This window comes from Streptomyces mirabilis (genome assembly GCF_018310535.1).
Classification (GTDB): Bacteria; Actinomycetota; Actinomycetes; order Streptomycetales; family Streptomycetaceae; genus Streptomyces.
Genome location: NZ_CP074102.1, coordinates 114886 through 135605 on the forward strand (window position 1 = coordinate 114886; position 20720 = coordinate 135605).

Sequence of the window (20720 nt, forward strand, 5' to 3'; positions counted from 1 at the left end):
TCAGGTGTTCCAGACCTGGAACTCCGAGATCTGACCGGCCGGCCAGCCGTTGTTCGCAGTGATGTTCACCCGGACGTACCGCTGGGTGGTCGCGGTGAACGTGATGGTGACCGTGTTGTTGGTGGCGGGGTCGAAGGTGTACGTGGCCGACGACTTGATGGTGGTGAAGGCGGCGCCGTCGGTGCTGCCCGCCAGGGACAGCGTCTGGTTACGGGCGCCCCAGCCGGCCGGGAGCTGGAGGACGACTCGGCCGGCGCTCCGCGCAGAACCGAGATCCACCTGCACCCACTGCGGGAAGGCGTTGTTGGCGCTCTCCCAGTAGCTGCCCTGGTTGCCGTCCGTCACGTTCGACGACGCGTACACGTCGGTGTGGCTGGACTCGGTGGTGGCCGCGCCTGCTGCCAGGTTCCTGCTCACCGTGCCGGCGCCGGTGCCGGTCAGCGCGACCGTGGTCGTGCCGTTCGACGCGTTGCTGGCGATGCTCAGATCGCCGGTGCGGGTGCCGGACGCGGTGGGCCCGAACGTGACGTTCACCGTGCAGGAGGCGTTCGCCGCGATCGACGTCCCGCAGTTGTTGGTCTGCGAGAAGTCGCCCGTGACGGTGATGCCGGAGACGGTCGCGGCGGCGGTACCGGTGTTGGTCACCGTGACCCTCTGCGCGCTGCTGGTGGTGTTGAGCGCCTGGGTGGGATACGACAGTGACGTCGGGCTGGCCGACAGGGTCGCCGGCGAGGAGCCCCCGTCACTGGGGAACACCTCGAAGTCCGACAACTGGGCTGCATTCCAGCCTGTGTTGGCGGTGATGTTCACCCGCACGTATCTCGCTGTGGCGGCGCTGAACGTGATGGTCACCGTGTTGTTGTTGGTGTTCGGATCGAAGGTGTATCCGGCCGATGCCTTGATCGTGGAGAAGCTCGAACCGTCCGTGGATCCCTGCACCGACAGGGTCTGCGTGCGAGCCGACCACGCCGTCGCCGACGGGAGCTTGAGCACGACCTTGCCGACGCTGTAGTTCTGGCCGAGGTCGACCTGGGCCCATTGCGGGAACGAACCGTTCGCGCCCTCCCAGTACGTCGACGCGTCCGGGTCGGTGAGGTTCGAGGCGACATACGGACTGTTGCTCGAACTCGCCGACGCCGGCCGCCCGGCGGCGACATTGGTGGTGCTGTCGATGCCGCTGCCGGTCAAGGAGACGACGGTCGGGCTGTTGTTGGCGTTGCTGGTGACGGTCAGGTTGCCGGCACGGGATCCGCCTGTGGTGGGCTTGAACCCGACGCTCACCGTGCAGGACGCACCGACCGCGAGGGTGGAGCAGTTGTTGGTCTGGCTGAAGTCACCGGTCGCCGCGACGCCCGAGACGGTCGCCGATGCGGTGCCCGAGTTCGTCACCGTCACCGTCTGCGCGGTGGCCGACGAGCCGACGACCGTAGCGGCGAAGGACAGGCTCGCCGGGTCGGTGTTCAGCACCGGGCCCGGCGCTGTGCCGGTACCGGAGAGGCTGACGGTGTTGGTGATCCCGCCCGCGTCGACGGTCAGAGCGCCGCTACGGTTGCCGGTCGCGCTCGGCGCGAACTTCACGCTGACGGTGCACGAGCCGTTCGCCGCGATCGACGAGCCGCACGTGTTGGTCTGGGAGTAGTCACCGCCGGCGGAGATCGACGAGACGGAGGCGGCGGTGTTGGTCGGGTTGGAGACCGTCACGGTCTGTGCGGCGCTCGTCGAACCGGTCGCGACCGAGCCGAAGTTCAGCGCGCCGGGGGTGGCCGTCACGCCTTCGGGCGGGTAGGGCGGGTAGACCGGAGCCGGCCAACCGCCGCAGTACGGCGTTCCGCTGATGCCGGAGTTGCCGCCGCCGTCGGTGACGACGAAATTGCCGCCCGAGCAGTTGTACACCGGCGACGAGTAACCGACGTCGGTTGCCGTGACGTTGGTGAACTTGGCGGCGCCACCGGTCTGCTCCTGGAGGGCGAAGGTGCCGGTTCCGGCGATGGTGACGTTGTTGAGATTGACCCCGCTGATGGTGCCCTCGACCCACTGGACCGCCTCGTACGGACTCTGCTGGATCAGCGCGTTGGTCACGTTGATGGGGCCGGTGATCGCGCCCTGGCTGCCGTCGAACCACAGTGCTCCGACCCCGAACTGCCAGTTCGGGTCGAGGCTGCCGGCCCGGATCATGGTGTTGTCGGAGATCGTGGTGGTGCCGACCGGCGTCGACGTGAAGCGCTGTCCCACGTGGATGCCGCCGCCCTGGGCGAGGCCGGTGTCCACCACGCGGTTGCCGCTGACCGTGTTGTCGTGGCCACCGTAGATCGCGATGGCGTTGGCGAGGATCTGCAGTGACACGGTGTTGTTGGAGATCGTGTCACCGGCGTCGGCACCGATACCGGAGTCCGCCCAGGTGGCGATGCCGTCGTCACCGGTGTTGCGGATGTCGCTGTTGGTCACCTTCGAGTTGGTGACGGCGCCGTGGAAGTTGATGCCGTCCGCTGTGGTGTCCCGGATGCGCATGCCGGTGAACGTCAGCCCGTCCATCGGCCCGTCCATCCAGGCGCCGACCTTCATGTGGTCGATCCACAGGCTGGAGACGGTCGAGTTGCTCATCGCGCCGCCGATGCCGTTGACCTGCGCGCTGTCGTCGCGTTCCTGCACATTGCCGAAGATCGCGAAGTTCTGCAGGCGCACACCGGTGCTCGCCGAGGGCGCGGAGTTGCCGTAGAAGCCGGGGGCCGTGCCGGTGACGGTCGAGTACCACATGCCGGCGCCGGCCATCGTGACGTTGTTGACACTGATGTGGCCGGGGATGTTGTAGGTGCCCGGCGGGATCCACACGGTGCCGCCGGGGCCGGCCGCGCTGATCGCGGCGTTGAACGCGCTGGTCGCGTCGGCGACACCGGTTGAGTCGGCGCCCTTGCTGGTCACCGACACCGACCCCGCGGGCGCGGTCAGGGCGGCGCCGACCTGCTCGAAGTCGGCAAAGTCGATCGTGTACGAGGAGGCGGTGTCCCCCGCATCGACCTGCAGCTTGAAGGTCGTTCCCGCCGGATACGTGGTGGAGAACAGGCGGTGGGCCTCGTCGTAGAAGTGGTGTGGGTTGCTGCCCGGCGTGTTGGTGAAGGGGTAGCTGCCGTAGTACCAGCTGTAGGCGTTGGTCAGGGTGAAGTCGGGCTGCTTGACGCCGTCGATGTACAGCGACAGCGCGGCGGTGTAGACCGAGCCGCCCGAGGTGTCGGGGATGCTGTAGCGGAAGTTGATCGAGTTGGTCGCCACCGGCGTGGTGAACGTGACGTACTTGCCGGTGCCCTGCAGCGTCGTCGCCTTGCGGTACGACGCCTCGTCGGCCAACTGGCCCTGGGTGTAACTCGGGCCGATGGGCGTGCCGTTGGTAGCGGAGTTCTCCGCCTGCACCTCGACGTACGGCAGACTCGCGCCGCTGCCGCCGGTGGCGGTGGACGCCGCCCAGGCGGGTTGGACGGCCAGAGCGACGACGCCGACGGCAGCCAGCATCGCGGTGCTGACCGCCCAGACGAGGGCGCGTCTCAGATCTCGGATGGAATGGAACACTTGCCACTCCTTTCATCACGAAATGCCGGAACTGTGCCGCTGACGCCGCCAGGAAGGGAGGGACGGGACTCAAAGGGAGAGGGGGGAGGCAAGGGGCGGTAACGACGCGTGGGGGACCGTAATATCGTCGACATGGACACGCAAGAAGCAGACAGAACATTGCAACAATAAAAATGCAGCATGCAAGATCTAATGTGTCGTCTCGAGACTGCGCCCAGCACCGGGCCGCGCAGGCCGCACACATGGCGGTGCCGCCGGACGGAGTGTCCGGCGGCACCGTGGGGAGGGTGGGGTCAGGAGGCCCAGATCTGGAATTCGGAGACCTGGCCCGCGGGCCAGCCGTTGTTGGCGGTGATGGTCACACGGAAGTAGCGCTGGGTGACGGCGGGGAAGGTAAGCGTGACGGTGTTCTTGGTGTTCGGGTCGAAGGTGTAGGCGCCCGAGGACTTCAGGGTGGTGAAGGCGGTGCCCTCGGTGCTGCCGCCGAGGGTCAGGGTCTGGGTGCGGGCGCCCCAGGTGGCGGGCAGCTGCAGGACCACGCGGGAGGCGCTCCGGGCCGAGCCCAGGTCGACCTGGACCCACTGTGGAAACGTGTTGTTGGCGCTTTCCCAGTAGGAGCCCTGGTTGCCGTCCGTCACGTTCGACGACGGGTATACGTCGGTGTGGCTGGACTCGCCGGTGGGCTTGCCTGCGGCGAGGTTGGTCCCCGTGGTGTCGATTCCGGTGCCCGAAAGGCCCACCGTGGTGGGGCTGTTGGACTGGTTGCCGGTCAGGTTGAGAGTGCCTGTGCGGGTGCCTGAGGCGGTGGGTCTGAAGGTGACGGAGACCGTGCAGTTCGCTCCGGCGGCCAGGGAGGTGCCGCAGGTGCTGGTCTGGGCGAAGTCACCGCCGACGGTGACCCCGGTGATCGAGGCGGTGGCGGTGCCGGAGTTGGTGACCGAGACGGTCTGCGCGGTGCTGGTCGTGTTCACCGCCTGGTCGGCGAAAGTCAGCGATCCGGGAGACGCGGTCAGGGTGGCCGACGGCGAGCCGCTCCCCGCGGCGAAGCCGAGGTGGTTGATGTTCCAGCCGCCGCTGTCCTGGTTGAGAGTCAGAATCTGCCGGCCCGCGGGCAGGACCACATGCGTGGTCACAGTGGCCCATGTCTGCCAGTCGCCGGTGGCGGGCAGGTCGACGGCTCCGGTGAGGTCGGTGCCTGCGGCATCCGACAGGTGCAGCGCGCCGGTCACCGCGGACGGGGCCGCGACGCGGAGGCCGAGGGTGTAGGAGCCGGCCGTGGCGACGTCCACGGTGTACCGGAACCACTGTCCGCCCCCGGTCCACCCCAGGTTGTAACCGCCGCCGGTGTCCGAGGTGTTGTCCAGGTCCACCCCGTCGGCTCGGTAGGCGTTGGCATTGCCGTTGACGGAGGTGACGTTGTAGGCCACCCCCTGGCCGCCGGTGTCGTAGTCCTCCGCCTGCACCGTGCCGGGCACGGCGGCAGGGGTGCCGCCGTAGGGACCCTCGGGAGCGGCCGGCGGCCAGTGGTTGTCGCTCACTGTTGCGACGAACCCGCTGGAGTTGTTGACGAAGGCCGAGGCACCGGAGCCGAGCCCAGTGACCGTGTTGCCGGTGATCGTCGCGGAACCGGTGGGCGCGGGGTAGAACGGCGGCGAGATCGCGATGCCGTTGCGGCCGGGGTCGCTGACGGTGTTGTCCTGCAGCAGGGTGTTGGTCGAGGTGGAGAAGCCGATCCCGTCGTAGAGGGAGTCGGTGACGGTGTTGCCGGTCACCGTGACCTTGTCGACGATCCCGGTGTTCTGTCCGTCGCCGCCGTTGCCGATGTGCAGGGCGGGCTGACCCTGGCTGTAGGCGTTGCCGCCGGAGCGGACCACGATGTTGCCCGTCACGGTCGCGGACAGCAGGTCACTGCCGTTCACACCGAAGCGCCCGGCGCCCAGACCGATGTAGCGGGCCGTGTCGCTGATGTAGTTGTTCTTGACCTGGTGGCCGCTGCCCCCGTAGATCCCGACACCCTTGCCGCCCCACGGGGCGATCGAGGTGTTGTCGCTGACGGTGACATCGCTCATCGGGTTGTAGTAGGTCTTGGAACCGTCGCTGTTGGTGTTGTAGTTCACCGAGTTGATGGCTATCGCGTCGTCCCCGGTGCCGCGGACGAAGTTGTTGGTGACCGTCAGGTTGTTGCCGGTGTCCGCGCCCAGCGACACGTTGTTGACGTTGATCCCGTCCGCCCAGATCGACGTCAGCCTGCTGTTCTGCACCTTCCCGCCGGTGCCGGAGGCCCAGAAGCCCGACATGGCGTGCTGGGTCCAGATGCCGTCGGCCAGCCAGCCGGTGCCGGTGGTGTCCATCGCGCCGCCGTCCCCGCCGATGGTGCTCCGGCTGACGGCGTTGGCGTCGATGTGGAAGTTCCGCACGGTGCAGGAGGTCAGGTCGAACAGGGCCGCCAGCGGCGTGCTGTTGGGGACCGGGACGTCACGGTAGACCGTGCTGTACCACAGGCCCGCGCCCGCGATGGTGATCCCCTGTGCGTTCAGTCCCGCGGTGCCCTTCACGTAGAAGGTGCCCTGGGGGATCCACAGGGTCTTGCCCTGCTGCTGGGCCTGGTCGATGCAGTTCTGGATGGCGGCCCGGCTGTCCACCGACTGGCTGTCGGCCGCGCCGTTGGTCGGAGTGTTGTCCGCCACCGCGCCGCAACTCGTGATCGAGATCGAGTTCACCGGCTGCGTCTGCGGCGCCGGTGGGTTCTCCACGTCGACGGAGTCCACGTCGTAGAAGGACGCGCTGTTGTCGGAGTCCTTGCACAGCGAGAACGTGGCGCCCGCCGGGATCGGGGACCCGGTGACGAAGGTGTGCGACTCGTCCCAGAAGACCCTCGGGTCGCCGTCCGCCGGGTTCTGGTTGTCGCTCGTGTTGTAGTTGCCGTTGCCCTCGTACACCCAACTCTGCCGCGAGTTGAGGTTCAGCTCCTGCCGGAACACTCCGTTGACGTACAGGTTCAGCGTTCCGGTGACACCACCGCCGGATGCCGAATCCGGGATGCTGGCGCGGACGTTGATGAAGGAGATCGGCTGCCCGGTGGTGTTCGTCCACTGCACCGACTGGCCCGTGCCGCCCAGGTGGACATAGGAATGGCCCGAAGCCTCCAAGGCGGCGCTCGAGTACTGCGTCGTCGGGGCCGAGGTCAGCGACCGGACGGCCGCACCCCCGCCCGGCGTTCCCGCCTCGGCCTCGTAGACCGAGAACGGCTTCGTCGCACCCATCGCCGCGCTCGCTGCCGCCTGCGCCTGCCGGGGAGCGTGGGCCGTCGGGTCGGCCCAGAGCGCCTTGGAGGGCGGCGCCTCCTGTGTGGCGGCGGCCGGTAAGACGGACACGCACATCGCGCCGACCGCGGCGACGGCGGCCACCGCCAGTCGCCGGGGTCTGGGGATCGTCAGCATCTGATGCTCCTTCAAGGAGTGCGGGAAACCGGCGCCCCGACCGTACAGAGCCCTCATCCACCCCGCTAGATTCTGACGAACTGAAGAATGAGCCATGCAAGCAATTGCAAGTTTCTTACTGAAGTCCGCAAATATCGGATGGAGCGCGACATGGCCTCTCGGCGCCTTGCCGGTGCAGAAATTCCCATCCAAGGTCTGCACCTGCAGAAGGTCGCGAACGGCCATTGATCGCGGGGGGCGTGTCAGGCTGGTGGACCGTGCTGTTGCGATTGCCCTACCTCGCCGCGTCGAGCGCGTTCGCCTTCATACGGCTGCTACCGATGACCGCTGTGGACCTGACGAGCGAGAGCAGCGCATGGGGAGATCGCCGCATCCACGGCTGGCCCGCCGCGCTCGGCATCAAGGTCGCCGCTCGACCATCTGGGAGATCCGCAAAGAACACGGCATCCCGGCGACGCCCGAACGGCAGAGCACCGCAACCAAGCCGACGCCCTGCTCGCATGCGAGCTCTTCGAGACCCGCACCCCGACCGGGACTCGCCTGTACGTCTTCGCGGTCATCGAGCATTCAACGAGGCCCATCCGGATCCTCGGCGCCGCCGCGTCGACGGTGAACTGCTGGGCGTACCGGTCGTCTCCGCGCGAGCGGAGGTGTTCCTGCGTCGTCATCCGTAGACGGGCCGCATGACGCGCCTTGACGGAGTCAAGGCGCGCTTTCGGCCTGTGCAAGTGGGCTGGTCCCCATCCGGTCCCCAAGAATGATCAAAAGGCCGTTTCAGATGCTCTCTGAAACGGCCCCTGACCTGCGACTTCGTAAAGTCGGGACGACAGGATTTGAACCTGCGACCCCTTGACCCCCAGTCAAGTGCGCTACCAAGCTGCGCCACGTCCCGGTGCGTTCACCCGCGGTGTTCCGCGTGATCGTGCGAACAGAACTTTACCCCACGCCGGGGGCTGCTCCGAAGGGGGCGCGGGGCGCGCGACAATCGGGGCATGAACGCAACATCCGGAGGTCGGCGGGGCGACGGGCGGGATCGGGACACGACGGGGCGGGCGCGCAACGCCCGGCCGCGGGACGGACTGGGACGGCCGCTGCCGTACGGCGCCGACGGCGTGGAGCGGCAGCCGGAGGGAGTCGTCCGCGGCCCCGAGGAAACGGTCACCGAGGCGCAGGCGCTGTTGGACGCGGGGAAGCCGTTCCACGCGCACGAGGTCTTCGAGGACGCCTGGAAGTCGGGCCCCGAGGGTGAGCGCACGCTCTGGCGAGGGCTGGCGCAGCTCTCGGTGGGGCTCACGCACGCGGCCCGTGGGAACACGACGGGCGGTGCCCGGCTGCTGCGGCGCGGGGCCGGGGCGGTCGAGGAGTGGGCGGCGGGGGCGGACGGCCGGGACCGTCCGCATGAGCTGGACCTCGCCGAACTCGCCTCCTGGGCACGGGAGCTGGCGGCGGTCGTGGAGCGTGAGGGTGCCGCGATCAGCGCGGTGACGTGGGCGCCCCGGCTGCGGGGGCGCCGGGACTGACGGGTGCGGTGGCGCCGATGGGCGCGCGGTGCGTGCGGCGTCACCCGGGTGCGGTGCGTCCGCTGTCAGTGGCGTGCGGCAGACTCGGGGTGTGCGAAAGATTCATGTCATCGGCATCGGTGCGGGCGACCCCGACCAGCTCACCTTGCAGGCGGTCAAGGCGCTGAGGAGCACGGACGTGTTCTTCATCCTGGACAAGGGCGAGGTGAAGTCGGACCTCGTCCAGCTGCGCCGTGACATCCTCGACGCGCACATACCGGAGGGGTCCTACCGCCTGGTCGAGGCGCGCGACCCGGACCGCGACCGGGCCGCCGGCGGCTCCGCCTACTCCCCCGCCGTCGGGGACTGGCGCAGTGCCCGGGCCGACATCTACCAGCGGCTGATCGCGGAGGAGCTGGGCGAGGACGAGAGCGGCGCGTTCCTGGTGTGGGGGGATCCCGCGCTGTACGACAGCACGCTCGGGATCCTGGAGGAGATCCTGGAGCGGGGCGCCGTGGCGTTCACGTACGAGGTCGTGCCCGGCATCAGCAGCGTCTCCGCGCTGGTCGCCCGTCATCGCACCGGGCTGAACCGGGTGGCCCGTCCCGTCCAGATCACCACGGGGCGGCGGCTCGCGGAGGGCTTCCCCGAGGGTGTCGACGACGTGGTCGTGATGCTCGACGCCCATCAGACCTTCCGGCAGTACGCCGACGAGGACATCGACATCTACTGGGGCGCCTACATCGGTACGCCCGACGAGATCCTGGCCTCCGGTCCGATAGCCGAGACGGCCCCGCGCATCGAGCGGCTGCGGGCCGAGGCACGCGATCGCAAGGGCTGGATCATGGACACGTATCTGCTGCGCAGACATCCGCGCGGGTAGCGGGATCGGCCGAGCGGGTCGCCCACCCGGACCCGGGAACTGGAGTCCAGCGGTGCGAGCTGACCGGCCCCTCCGTCATCGAGGGCCGAGATCCAGCCGGGCCAGGGCCGACGGCACGTCCGGCACGGCGGTGACGTCCGCCGGGAGCGGGGGGCGGCGTACGACGACCACGGGGAGGGCGAGGTCGCGTGCGGCGGTCAGTTTGGCGACTGTCGCGTCTCCTCCGCTGTCCTTGGTCACCAGTACGTCGACGCGGTGTGCGCGCAGCAGGGTCTTCTCGTCGTCGGGTGTGAAAGGTCCACGGGCGAGCAGCACTTCCATGTCCTGGGGCATCGGCGGCTCGGGGGACTCCACCGTACGGACGAGGAAGTGGAGCTCGGAGAGGTGGGCGAAGGCCGCCAGGCCCAGGCGGCCCGTGGTGAGGAAGACACGGCGGCCCAGGGACGGGAGGAGTGCGGCGGCCTCGGGGAGGGAGCCGGCCCAGTGCCAGCGGTCGTCGGGGCCGGGGGTCCAGCCGGGGCGGCGCAGCACCACGGCCGGGATCCCCGTGGCCACGGCGGCACGCGCCGCGTTCGCCGTGATGCCGGCGGCGAAGGGGTGGGTGGCGTCGACCACGGCGTCCACGCGGTGCTCGCGCAGCCACCGTGCCAGCCCGTCCTCCCCGCCGAAGCCCCCGACGCGGACGTCCCCGTCGAGCGATCCCGGCCGGGAGACGCGCCCCGCCAGGGACGTCGTCACGCGGACACCTGGGCGCGCCGCCAGTTCGGCGGCGAGTCGGCGTGCCTCGGTGGTGCCGCCGAGGACCAGGACGTGGGGGGACATGGCGTCGAGCCTACGAGGTGGTCAGCGCAACAGGAGCTGTACCCCGCCCACCACGGTCGCCGCGATGACCAGCCGCTCGAACAGGATCTGGTTGATGCGGTGCACGGCCCATTTACCGAGGAGCGCCCCCGGCACGACGAAGATCGCGAGTGCCGCGTCCAGGAGCAGCGAATGCCAGTCGATGAGCCCGAGGCCCACGCTGAAGGGCACCTTGGAGACGTTCACGATCAGGAAGAAGAAGGCCGAGGTGCCCAGGAAGCCGAGTTTGCGGAAGCCGGCCGACAGGAGGTACATCGACATCACCGGGCCGCCCGCGTTGGCGACCATCGTGGTGAAGCCGCCGAGGACGCCGTACGAGCGGGCCTTGACCCGGCCGGCCCGGGTCGAGACCGAGTCGGGTTCCTCGTCCTGGGCGGCGGCCCGGCGGCGCCACATCGTCACCGCCGCCATCAGCAGCAGGATCGCACCGATCGAGGTCCGTACCATCCCGTCGTCGGCCCACACCAGGAACAGCGTGCCGAACACGACGCCCGCGGCGACCGCCGGGAACAGCCGCCACAGCGTGGGCCAGTGGGCGTGCCGCCGGTAGGTGAGCACGGCGAGCACGTCCCCGACGATGAGGAGGGGCAGGAGCACGCCGGTCGAGGCGCGGGCGGGCAGCACGGCGGCGAAGATCGCCAGGCTGACCGTGTTGGCGCCGCTCACGGCGGTCTTCGAGAAGCCGACGAGCAGGGCCGCGGCGGCGAGCGCGGCGAACTCCCAGATGGATATGTGCCAGAGCGTCATCGTGTTCATGCGGGAACCGATGCTAGGCGCACGCATGTCCTGACGTAAGGACCGTCTCGCCAGGTGACCCCTGCGACGGCGGATGGACCCGTGGGTCGGGGCCCCGGAGAATCCCCCCGCCCGGCCCAACTCCCGTGGCAGACTGCTCGAACATCAACACGAGCGTGAGCAGAGGAGTGCCGCATGACCGCGACCGGGCCTTCCGCCCAGCGGATCGACACCAGCAGGCCGCACCCGGCACGGATGTACGACTGGTTCCTCGGCGGCAAGGACAACTACCCGGTCGACGAGGAACTCGGGCGGCGGATCATTTCCACGGACCCGAGCGCTCCCCGCTCGGCCCGCAGCAACCGCTGGTTCATGCAGCGCGCCACCCGCTGGCTGGTCCGGGAGACCGGCATCCGCCAGTTCCTCGACATCGGCACCGGCATCCCCACGGAGCCGAATCTCCACCAGATCGCCCAGGCCGCCGTCCCGGACGCGCGGGTCGTCTACATCGACAACGACCCGATCGTCCTCGCCCACGCCGAGGCCCTGCTGCGCGGCACCCCCGAGGGCGTGACGGAGTACATCCAGGCCGACGCGCGGGAACCGGGGAAGATACTCGAACAGGCCGCCCAGGTCCTCGACTTCGACCGGCCCATCGCGCTGTCGCTGATCGCCCTGATGCACTTCATCGCCGAGGAGGACGGCGCGTACGACCTGGTGGACACCCTGGTCGACGCGCTGGCGCCGGGCAGCTGTCTGGTCCTGTCCGCGTTGACCGGCGACTACGACCCCGTGACGGTCGCGACCGGTATCTCGGCGTACGCGGCGGGCGGCGTGACCCTCGTGGCCCGCTCGCACTCCGAGGTCAGCCGCTTCTTCCGGGGACTCGACCTCGCCGACCCCGGGGTGGTGTCGGTGTCGAAGTGGCACCCCGAGCTCGCGCTGGACGAGGACGAGATCGACGACTCGCCCGTCCCGCTGTACGGCGCGGTCGGTTTCAAGTCCCCCCGTTCCTGAGGAACCCGCACACCCACCCCGCTCCTGGCCCAGAGCGATCCCACCGTCGCGCCCGATGTTGGCGACTGCCCCCTGAACGAAGGCAGGCCATCGCGCAAGCCTCCCTGGTGAACGGACAGTTCGACGAGGACCACGGATCCCGGTAGACCGGCGATGACCTTGAGCTTGTACCGTGCGGGCGGTGGCGACCGGGGAAGCGGGAGGCGGGCTGTGGGAGCGGATCACCGTGTGGGGGATGTCCTGTTGGTCTCGTGCCCGTACACCGACGCACGGGTCACCCGTCTCACCCGACGGGAAGTGGTCGTCGAGTGGCCGTGGTGGGAGGTGGACCCGGAGTGCGACTGGATCGAGTGGAACGGTCAGGTGGCCCTGGCAGGCGATCCGGCCTCGTACGACTGGGACTTGGAGCTGTTCCGCACCGAGCCGCCGCCCCGGCACCTCGATGTCGGCGCGGTGTGCAAGGTCGGCATCCCTCCCACGGTGGTGCATGTGATGAGCGTCGAACGGATGGATCCACCGCTGGAGACAGGACGTCTCCCCCGTCTGGGGACGCAGGTGATGGTGCTGCGCGCGGGACAGTCGCACGATCCCGACCTGGAGTGGCCGGGCTACGGGATCGCCCCCGACGACGGGATCCCGATCGCCCTCGACCTGCTGCTGCGCCCGTACGCCTGCCTTGTGGCGGGTGACGAGGTCGCGGACGCCGCGGGGCGCGCCTGGCGGTTCGACGCGCCGTGGGACTGGCACCCGTTCGACGGTCAGGAGCCCTCCGAACCCGCCTGGCCGCTCAGTCTCCTGACCCGCGACGGCCACCCCGACGACGCGGCGGCGACCGTCGTGGCGCGGGCGACGCGCAGCGGTTCGCACGAGCAGGAACTCGCCCGCTGGGTGGAACTGACCCAGGCCAGACCCACCCGCCTCGTCGTCGTACGGGACCCGGCCCGGCAGCCGAACCACTGACCCTGGAACGCCCCAACATCCTTTTTGCCCCGAGGGGTTCCGCCGGTTCGCGCGTAAACAGAAACGACGCTGCCGGCGACACCTGAGGATCAAGGAGCAGGGGACGACATGAGATTCCTGGAGCGTGAGCGCGCGGCCCTCGCCAAACTGCTGCCCGGCCTCGACGAGAGTCTGAGGGCCGTACCGCTGATGACACTGGAGGGACCGAAGAGCCCCGGCATCGGGTTGTTCAGGGAGGCGGGCGGGCCGGGTCTGCTGGCCCCGACCGCCTTCCAGGGCCGGGGTGCCAGCGCGTTGGAGACCCTGCGGGTGCAGCGCGCGCTGGGCAGCCGTTCGCCCTCGCTCGCGGTGGCGACGACGATGCACCACTTCTCGATGGCCACGCTGGTCGGGCTGAGCGACTCCGGCGAGGGGCTGGAGTGGATGCTCGTGCAGGGCGTCGCGTCCGAGAACCGGCTGATGGCGTCCGGCTTCGCCGAAGGACGCAGCGGCACCGGCATCCTGTCGCCCTCCATGTCCGCCACCGTGACGCCCGAAGGGGTGCGGATCACCGGCGTGAAGCGGCCGTGCAGCCTCGCCCGTTCCATGGATCTGCTCACCGCCAGCGTGCTGGTGCCGTGCGAGGAAGGCGAAGGAGAGGAGCTGGCCGTGGCGCTGGTTCCCGCCGAGAGCGAGGGGCTGAGCGTCAGCGGCTTCTGGTCGAGCACCTTCCTGGCGGGCGCCGAGAGCGACCAGGTGACGTTGGACAACGTACTGGTCCCGAAGGAACTCCTGGTGCGCACGGCCTCGCCGGCCGGGGCCCGTCTCGACGAGGTGCAGACCGCCGGCCTGGTCTGGTTCGAGCTGCTGATGACCGGCAGCTACCTCGGCGCCGCGAGCGCCCTCGTCGAGCGGGTGCTGCTCAACGACCGGGTGCCCGACGCCGAACGGGTCCGGCTGCTGGTGGAGATCGAGGGCGCGACGGCGACGGTCGAGGGCCTCGCCCGCCGGGTGGACGAGGGCACGCCCGACGAGTCCGCGCTCGCCGACTCCCTCTACGCGCGCTACACCGTGCAGGACGCCCTCGCCCGGATCGTGCCCCGGTCCGTCGAACTGCTGGGCGGGCTCAATTTCATGACCTCGGACGAGGTCGGATACCTCGCCGCCTGCGCCAACGGCCTCGCCCTGCACCCGCCGTCGCGCTCGCGGATGACCGGGCCGCTGTCCGCGTACCTCGCCGACGAGCCGCTGACCATCGCCTGAACCCGGCCCCGCCAGGAGCGCCCCGCAGGGGCGCGGGCAACGGCGCGACCAGCCACGAACAACCCGCAGTCGCCGCCGGACAACAAGAACCGAGCTCATAGGCGCCCGGCGCGCGCGAAACCCCAGCACCCGAACACCCGCCCGCCCGTCCGTCCGTCCGGCAGGACCTACGCTCACTCGACCGAGGGGATCACCGCCATGCCTCTGCCCCGACCCCGGCCCAGCGCTCCGACCAGCCCGCGACCGCCCGCGAAACGCCCCACGATTCTGCTCACCGGCGGCGCCGGGGTACTCGGCAGAGCCCTGATCGAGGAGCTGTCGCCGGATTTCGGAATCGTCTGCCTGCGCCATCGCACGCCGGTGAACGACCACCGGGTCCGTGAGGTCCGCGCCGATCTGCTGGAACCCGGACTCGGCCTGGCCCAGGCCGACTTCACCCAGCTCATCGCCGAAGTGGACCTGGTGGTGCACTCCGCCGCCGCCACCAACTGGAAGGCGGAGCCGGACCAGATCCGGCGTGCCAACCTCGACGGCACGATCGCGATGCTCGACCTCGCCGCCCGCGCCGAGGCTCCGTTCTTCCACATGAGCACCGCCTTCGTCGCCAACCCGCTGGCGCCGGAGGAGCAGGAGCGCTTCCCGGGTGCCGCCGCGTACCTCGCCTCCAAGACGGCGGCCGAACAGGTCGTGCGCGACGCCTCGGTGCCAGGCGTGATCATGCGCCCGTCGGTGGTGATGGGTGACTCCGTCACCGGCCGGATCGCCGGCATGCAGGGGCTGACGCGGGCCCTGGGTGCCATCGTGAAGGGGCAGGTGCCGGTGCTGCCGGGAGCACCGGACGCGCGGATCGACATGGTGCCCCAGGACATCGTCGCGCGCGCGGTGGGTGACCTGGTGAGGGCCGGTGTCACGGGCGGCGAGTACTGGCTGACGGCCGGCACCGAGGCGCTGCTCCAGCGTGAAGTGGTGGACACCTGCCTGGAGTTCGCCGACCAGTGGGGACCGCGTCCGCATCCGCCCCGGCTCATCCCGCTGGAGTCGGTGCACCGACTGCTGCTGCCGCTGATCGAGGGCCCCACGTTCCCGGAGTCGCTGCGCCGCCGCTTCCAGACGTACGCGGAACTGCTGCTGGTCTTCCAGCGGGCCCTCCCCTTCGAATCGTCCCTAGGATCGCCGCACTGCGGCACGGCCCTCTCGAAGGACGACCTCCGGCGGGCGCTGGTCCGCAACCTGGCCGCCTGGTCCACCGGGCGCGGCGGCATGCGCACCCGCCTGCGTCCGGGGCCCGCCCAGGACACGGCGGCGAGGTCCCAGCCCGCGCAGGCCACCCACACGCAGGAGCTGGCGTCATGACGGCGGCCCCCGCCCCCGCCGTGGCGCCCGCCGCCGGATCCGTGGCACCGGCCGCCGACCCCGCCACGGACCGTGCGCACATCGCCCGCCTCTACCGCGAGCACCTCTCCTCCGGCCGCTCCGTCCTCGGCACGGTGCTCGGCGGCATGCTGGAGACGGCGTCCGACGGCGCGTGGGTGTTCACCGAGGACGGCCGCCGCTACCTCGACTTCGGCGGGTACGGGGTCTTCATCCTCGGGCACCGGCACCCCCACGTGACCGCGGCCGTGCACCGCCAGGTGGACACCCATCCGCTGGCCGGGCGGGTCTTCCTGGAGCCCGTCGCGGCCCTCGCCGCCGAGGCACTGGCCGCACGGACCCCGCCCGGCCTCGACCACGTCCACTTCGTGAACTCCGGCACGGAGGCCACCGAGGCCGGTCTGAAACTGGCCCGGGCGCACGGGCACACCGCCCTCGTCTCCACCGTCGGCGGCTATCACGGCAAGACCCTGGGCGCGCTGACCGCCACCGCCAACCCGAAGTACCAGCAGCCGTTCCAGCCGCTGCTGCCGGACAGCACGGCGATCCCGTACGGGGACACGGCCGCGCTGGAAGCGACGCTCGCCGAACTCGGCCGCCGAGCCTGCGTGATCGTCGAGCCCGTGCAGGGCGAGGGCGGCGTACGCATTCCGCCGCCGGGCCATCTGGCGGAGGTGAGCCGGCTGTGCCGGACGTACGGGGCCTTCCTGATCATCGACGAGATCCAGACGGGCCTGGGCCGGCTGGGCTCGTGGTGGGGCATGGACGCCGAGGGTGGCCTGCCCCCACAGCCCGACGTACTGCTCGTCGGAAAGGGACTCAGCGGCGGTGTCGTGCCGGTCGCGGCGATGGTCGCGACCGCGGCGGCATACGGGCCGTTCTCCCGCGACCCCTATCTGCACACCTCCACCTTCGCGGCCTCCCCGATCGCCTGCGCCGCCGCGCTCGCCGCGGTCGAGGCCCTGGACCGGGAGGATGTCGTCCCGCGTGCCAAGGCCCTGGGCGAGCGACTGCTCGCGGGCGTCCGGGCCGCCTGTGCCCCGTACACCGGCGGCCTGGTGCGCGAGGTCCGCGGGCGGGGGCTGCTGATCGGCCTGGAGTTCACCGAGGAACAGGCCGTGGGTGAACTGATCCTCGAACTCGTCGGGCGCGGCGTCCTCGTGAACCACTCCCTCAACGCCACCCGGGTGCTGCGGCTGACACCGCCCGCGATCGTCGGCGAGGAGGAGGTGCGGCTGTTCCTCACCGCCCTGACCGAGGCGCTGCGCGTCGTCGCGACCCACATCGGCTGACCCGTCCGCTACCGCCGACCCGTCCCTACCGTGGAAAGGCAACACCTCCCATGCGTCACGTGACCGTACGGCTGACCGCCCACGACGTCGACCCCGAGACCGCCTACCAGCGGATCCGTGATTTCCGCCGGTATCCCGAAGTCACCGAGACCGTCCGCGAGGTCGTGGTCCATCCGCCCCATGACGACGGCACGGTGGTGTCGGACTGGACCGTGCGCTTCAGGAACGGTCTGATGCGCTGGTCGGAACGGGACGCGTTCTTCCCGAAGACGCGGACCATCGGTTTCACCCAGCTCACGGGCGACTTCGAGCTGTTCGAGGGCACCTGGCGGTGCGCGTCCGGCCAGGACGGTACGGCGGTGACCTTCGACGCCGTCTTCGACCTGGGTATCCCCACGCTGGCGGAACTCCTCGACCCGGTCGCCGACTCGACGCTGCGCAGCAATATCGAGCGCATCCTGCGCGGGCTGCTCGGCAGGGTCACGCCCACCCCGGCCCAACTCGCCGACAGCGTCGCCCCCGCGCATGGCTGACCTCACCCTCGTGCCCCGCCGGCCCCGTCCCGACGGCCCGTCCGCCGCGGGCTGGGAAACCCTGCGGGACGAGCCCGGCCCCGACACGGTCCGCTGTCTCGGTCTCTACGCCAAGCTGACGGCCGGCGTCACGGTCGTCACGGCGCTGGACGGGGCGGGCCCGACCGGGATGACGGTCTCCGCGCTGACCTCCCTGTCGGCGCGGCCGCCACTGGTCCTCGCGTGTCTGCGCGGCAGTTCCCGCACGCTGACCGCCCTGCGGGAGCAAGGTGCCTTCGCCGTAAATGTGTTGACGGATCATCAGAGATCGGTCGCCGAACTCTTCGCCGACTCCTCCGTGCCGCCCGCCAGGCGGTTCGACGGCAGCCCGGTGCGCCGGGTGCTCGGCCTGCCGGTGCTCGTCGACGCACTCGCGTGGTCGGTGTGCCTGGTCGAGGACGTACGACCGTACGGGGATCACCACGCCGTCGTCGGACGGGTGATGGCGGTGGAGGTGAACGGCGGACGGCCGCTGCTCTGGCACGACCGAGCGTTCCATGCGCTGCCCGCGGCGACCACCGACTGAGCCCACCAGAAGTCAGGACGGAGGCCCGGCCGGGGCTTTTCCCCGGCCGGGCCTCCCCGTGTTCACAACCATTGCGCACACACGACCGAGGCCAAGGAGGCCCCATGTCCCTGCCCCGCATTCCCGGCGTGAACTCCGAGAGCGCCGCGACCGAACTGCTCAGGACGCCCGAGCGGCTGGCCGGCAACACCCAGTCCGGCGCGCACCGGCTGATCGCCGGACTCGACGGCGACCCCGAGACGGACGACTGGGGCCTGCCCCCGACACCGGAGCGTCCGCACCCGGTCGTCCTCGTGCACGGCACGCTCGGCGACCGGGAGTCCGTCTGGCGAAAGCTGGCGCCCGCGCTCCGAACGGCCGGGCACCACATCTTCCGCCTCAACTACGGTGAACTGCCCACGCTCCCCCGTCTGTACGGTCTCGGTGACATGCGCAAGTCCTCCCAGGAGCTCGCGGACTTCGTGGACCGGGTGCTGGTGGACACCAAGGCGTCCAAGGTGGACCTCGTGGGCCACTCGCAGGGCGGGATGCTCCCGCACTACTACCTCAAGTACCTCGGCGGGACCGGGAAGGTGCGCCGTGTCGTCGGGATCGCGCCCAGCAACCACGGGGTCGAGGTGGCGGGCCTGACGAAGCTGGTCCGCCAGGTCCCGGGTGTTCAGGCGGTCGTGGAGGACCAGGTGCTCTTCCGTATCAGCCCGGCCTTCACCCAGCTGCTGCACGACTCGGAGTTCGTGGGTGAGCTGGTGGCTCCGGGCGACACGGTGGACGGCGTCGACTACACCGTCATCTGGTCGACCCGGGACGAGCTGGTCCAGCCTCCCGAGGCCCAGCAGCTGAAGCCCTCCAGGCCGGAACACCCGGTCACCAACACCTGCCTCCAGCTCATCGCCCCGCAGAACCGGACCACCCACCTGGCCATGCCGTACGACCCGATCGTGGTGCGGGAGACACTCAAGGCACTGGCCGACTGAGTCCCGTACGACGCCGAAGCACCCGTACGACGATGGAATGGACGAAAGGGAGGGGGTGGTGCGGGCCCGGTCGGCCCGCACCACCCCCTCCTTCGCCCGGTCGGCTCAGAACGCCGTGCAGCGGCCCTTCTCACCGGGCCAGAAGCAGACCTGGCCGATGACGTCGAAGCCCGCGACGCCGTCCGGGGTGATCTTGTCGAATCGGGGTGTGGGGATCTGCAGCCCATTGATCCCGTCGCCGGCGAGCGGGCCGCTCGTCACGGTGCGCTCGGGCACAGGGCTGCCCTGCTTGAGGTCACCCTTGAAGTAGAGGCTGCCGACCTCACCCGTGTTCCAGGTGCCCACGCCGTTGCCCTCCACGGAGAAGGTCGGCGGCAGCACACCGAATCTTCCGGTGCCGTTGACGGCGAAGACGATGTCGGTCAGCTGTGGTGCCGCCCCATTGGGCGAGCGGCAGTCCAGGTACCCGATGTGCCCGGTCACCTCGGCCTCCTTGACCCGCACACTGAGCGGCGGACTGAAGTTCACCTCGGCGTCGAGGCGGCACACGAGGTCGGGGACCGGTGCGGCCCGTACAGCGGCCGGTTCGGCCTGGGCCGCGGGGGCGGCCAGGGCCGTGCCCGCGAGGAGGGCGGCGGTCAGCACCGACCTCCTGCCGAGGCGGGACAGCGGGGGCATCTTCGATTTCGCCTTCACCGAGAACGTCACTGCGTCTGGTTCCTTTCCTTCACGCCGTGGTCGTGGTGCCACGGAGAACTTCGCTCGCGGAGCCGAGGTGCTCGGCGAGGTCGCGGTACGACTCCAGGACGCCCGTCTCGACGTACGGGATCTCCCTCTCGACGCAGAACTGCTTGACGAGCGGATAGGCGCGGCGCAGCGCCGCCCTGGGCATGCCGGGGAAGAGGTGGTGCTCGATCTGGTAGTTGAGACCGCCGTAGAAGAAGTCGCCGATGTACCCGGTGGGCAGGGTGCGCGAGGTGAGGACCTGGCGCTCCAGCCAGCTCCACTCCTTGCCCACGCGGGTCGGCAGGCCCTTGTGGTTGACGGCGAAACCGAGGCCGAGCAGATACCCGAGGAGGACCTGGTGGACGGCGAGGAAAAGCAGGACGGACGGCCAGGGCAGGAGCACGAAGAGCGCGCCGAAGAACAGCACCGCGTGCAGCACCATCAGGCCGCCCTCCAGGAGGGGCTTGCGCAGCGCCCGGCGGCGCAGGGCGATGACGCCGGCGATGCGCAGCACCAGGGCTTCGAGGCCCAGCAGCGGGAAGAACAGATAGCGCTGGTTGGCGGCGAGGAAGCGGGCGAATCCCTTGCGGTCCTGGGCCTGTTCGGGTGCGAAGACGGCCACGCGGCGCAGGATGTCGGGGTCGAGCTCCAGGTGGTTGGGGTGGTTGTGGTGCCGGTTGTGATGCTGCACCCACCAGCCGAAGCAGACCCCGAGCATCAGGTTCCCGTGGACCAGACCGAGGGCCTGGATGAACCTGCGGGACCGGGTGATCTGACGGTGTCCCGCGTCGTGCACGATGAAGGCGAGCTGCTCGTGCCAGACGGCGAGCCAGACCGCGGCCAGGACCACCTTCCACCAGGTGCCGCCGGAGAAGACCAGCGCGGCCCAGCCGAGGGCGTTCATCAGCCAGACCACCGCGATCCCGGTCACGTACTGGCCCGTGCGGGGCCGCATGAGCCCGGCGGCCTGGACGCGCCGGGTCAGTTCGCGGAAGTCCTCGTCCTGCGCGGCCGGTTCATGCGGTGAGGAGTTGACTGCCGGGCTGTCGGTCATCGGTGTG

At 70.1% G+C, this 20720-nt stretch carries 16 protein-coding genes and 1 tRNA gene; 10 read left to right on the top strand and 7 right to left on the bottom strand.

What is annotated here, in order from left to right:
* From SMIR_RS00485 to SMIR_RS00495, 3 genes are all read right to left on the bottom strand, one after another.
* The gene (locus SMIR_RS00485; protein ID WP_212726291.1) at positions 1 to 3561 is read right to left on the bottom strand and encodes a choice-of-anchor D domain-containing protein; all 3561 of its coding nucleotides are present in this window, start codon (positions 3559 to 3561) and stop codon (positions 1 to 3) included.
* Positions 3562 to 3854: 293 nt separating this feature from the next.
* A complete protein-coding gene (locus SMIR_RS00490; RefSeq protein WP_212726292.1) occupies positions 3855 to 7001 on the bottom strand; it encodes a discoidin domain-containing protein in 3147 nt (1048 codons plus the stop codon).
* Positions 7002 to 7819: 818 nt separating this feature from the next.
* A tRNA-Pro gene (locus SMIR_RS00495) sits at positions 7820 to 7893 on the bottom strand.
* 100 nt (positions 7894 to 7993) lie between these two features.
* On the opposite strand from SMIR_RS00495, the gene SMIR_RS00500 reads away from it, so the two are divergent.
* Positions 7994 to 8521 carry a DUF309 domain-containing protein gene (locus tag SMIR_RS00500; RefSeq protein ID WP_212726293.1) on the top strand — a complete coding sequence of 176 codons (528 nt, stop codon included), beginning with the start codon at positions 7994 to 7996 and terminating at the stop codon, positions 8519 to 8521.
* A 91-nt stretch (positions 8522 to 8612) separates the two neighbouring features.
* Entirely contained in the window at positions 8613 to 9383 is a 771-nt protein-coding gene (cobF, locus tag SMIR_RS00505) for a precorrin-6A synthase (deacetylating) (RefSeq protein WP_211118884.1), read from the top strand.
* A 75-nt stretch (positions 9384 to 9458) separates the two neighbouring features.
* On the opposite strand, the gene SMIR_RS00510 is transcribed toward cobF, so the two are convergent.
* Complete coding sequence (locus tag SMIR_RS00510; RefSeq protein WP_168498329.1) at positions 9459 to 10205, bottom strand: cobalt-precorrin-6A reductase; 747 nt, start codon at positions 10203 to 10205, stop codon at positions 9459 to 9461.
* A gap of 21 nt (positions 10206 to 10226) precedes the next feature.
* Entirely contained in the window at positions 10227 to 11000 is a 774-nt protein-coding gene (locus SMIR_RS00515; RefSeq protein ID WP_168498327.1) for a sulfite exporter TauE/SafE family protein, read from the bottom strand.
* A 174-nt stretch (positions 11001 to 11174) separates the two neighbouring features.
* On the opposite strand from SMIR_RS00515, the gene SMIR_RS00520 reads away from it, so the two are divergent.
* The 8 genes from SMIR_RS00520 to SMIR_RS00555 all read left to right on the top strand — a co-directional run bounded on the left by SMIR_RS00520 (position 11175) and on the right by SMIR_RS00555 (position 18933).
* Complete coding sequence (locus tag SMIR_RS00520; protein ID WP_168498325.1) at positions 11175 to 11996, top strand: SAM-dependent methyltransferase; 822 nt, start codon at positions 11175 to 11177, stop codon at positions 11994 to 11996.
* Between the two features lie 228 nt (positions 11997 to 12224).
* Positions 12225 to 12956, top strand: a complete 732-nt coding sequence (locus SMIR_RS00525) for a hypothetical protein (RefSeq protein WP_248003293.1) — start codon at positions 12225 to 12227, stop codon at positions 12954 to 12956.
* 108 nt (positions 12957 to 13064) lie between these two features.
* Entirely contained in the window at positions 13065 to 14198 is a 1134-nt protein-coding gene (locus SMIR_RS00530; protein ID WP_168498321.1) for an acyl-CoA dehydrogenase family protein, read from the top strand.
* A gap of 198 nt (positions 14199 to 14396) precedes the next feature.
* Positions 14397 to 15551: an SDR family oxidoreductase gene (locus SMIR_RS00535; protein ID WP_212726294.1), complete on the top strand. Its 1155-nt coding sequence runs from the start codon at positions 14397 to 14399 to the stop codon at positions 15549 to 15551.
* Positions 15548 to 16861, top strand: a complete 1314-nt coding sequence (locus SMIR_RS00540; RefSeq protein WP_212726295.1) for an aspartate aminotransferase family protein — start codon at positions 15548 to 15550, stop codon at positions 16859 to 16861. Before SMIR_RS00535 ends, SMIR_RS00540 begins: the two co-directional genes overlap by 4 nt.
* 50 nt (positions 16862 to 16911) lie before the next feature.
* Entirely contained in the window at positions 16912 to 17394 is a 483-nt protein-coding gene (locus SMIR_RS00545; RefSeq protein WP_212726296.1) for a type II toxin-antitoxin system RatA family toxin, read from the top strand.
* Complete coding sequence (locus SMIR_RS00550; protein WP_168498315.1) at positions 17387 to 17959, top strand: flavin reductase family protein; 573 nt, start codon at positions 17387 to 17389, stop codon at positions 17957 to 17959. Before SMIR_RS00545 ends, SMIR_RS00550 begins: the two co-directional genes overlap by 8 nt.
* A gap of 104 nt (positions 17960 to 18063) precedes the next feature.
* Positions 18064 to 18933 carry an esterase/lipase family protein gene (locus SMIR_RS00555; protein WP_212726297.1) on the top strand — a complete coding sequence of 290 codons (870 nt, stop codon included), beginning with the start codon at positions 18064 to 18066 and terminating at the stop codon, positions 18931 to 18933.
* 105 nt (positions 18934 to 19038) lie between these two features.
* On the opposite strand, the gene SMIR_RS00560 is transcribed toward SMIR_RS00555, so the two are convergent.
* Together SMIR_RS00560 and SMIR_RS00565 are read right to left on the bottom strand one after the other, a co-directional pair.
* Positions 19039 to 19641 (bottom strand): hypothetical protein, encoded by a 603-nt coding sequence (locus tag SMIR_RS00560; RefSeq protein ID WP_212726298.1) that lies wholly within the window; start codon positions 19639 to 19641, stop codon positions 19039 to 19041.
* A 19-nt stretch (positions 19642 to 19660) separates the two neighbouring features.
* Entirely contained in the window at positions 19661 to 20713 is a 1053-nt protein-coding gene (locus SMIR_RS00565) for a fatty acid desaturase family protein (protein WP_168498311.1), read from the bottom strand.
* Positions 20714 to 20720: the final 7 nt, after the last annotated feature.

Bases quoted from the DNA above. Each gene is read 5' to 3' on its own strand.
- SMIR_RS00545 (WP_212726296.1), top strand. From the start codon at position 16,912: ATGCGTCACGTGACCGTACGGCTGACCGCCCACGACGTCGACCCCGAG.
- SMIR_RS00520 (WP_168498325.1), top strand. From the start codon at position 11,175: ATGACCGCGACCGGGCCTTCCGCCCAGCGGATCGACACCAGCAGGCCG.
- SMIR_RS00515 (WP_168498327.1), bottom strand. From the start codon at position 11,000: ATGAACACGATGACGCTCTGGCACATATCCATCTGGGAGTTCGCCGCG.
- SMIR_RS00550 (WP_168498315.1), top strand. From the start codon at position 17,387: ATGGCTGACCTCACCCTCGTGCCCCGCCGGCCCCGTCCCGACGGCCCG.
- SMIR_RS00540 (WP_212726295.1), top strand. From the start codon at position 15,548: ATGACGGCGGCCCCCGCCCCCGCCGTGGCGCCCGCCGCCGGATCCGTG.
- SMIR_RS00535 (WP_212726294.1), top strand. From the start codon at position 14,397: ATGCCTCTGCCCCGACCCCGGCCCAGCGCTCCGACCAGCCCGCGACCG.
- SMIR_RS00490 (WP_212726292.1), bottom strand. From the start codon at position 7,001: ATGCTGACGATCCCCAGACCCCGGCGACTGGCGGTGGCCGCCGTCGCC.
- SMIR_RS00530 (WP_168498321.1), top strand. From the start codon at position 13,065: ATGAGATTCCTGGAGCGTGAGCGCGCGGCCCTCGCCAAACTGCTGCCC.
- SMIR_RS00565 (WP_168498311.1), bottom strand. From the start codon at position 20,713: ATGACCGACAGCCCGGCAGTCAACTCCTCACCGCATGAACCGGCCGCG.
- SMIR_RS00510 (WP_168498329.1), bottom strand. From the start codon at position 10,205: ATGTCCCCCCACGTCCTGGTCCTCGGCGGCACCACCGAGGCACGCCGA.
- SMIR_RS00555 (WP_212726297.1), top strand. From the start codon at position 18,064: ATGTCCCTGCCCCGCATTCCCGGCGTGAACTCCGAGAGCGCCGCGACC.
- SMIR_RS00500 (WP_212726293.1), top strand. From the start codon at position 7,994: ATGAACGCAACATCCGGAGGTCGGCGGGGCGACGGGCGGGATCGGGAC.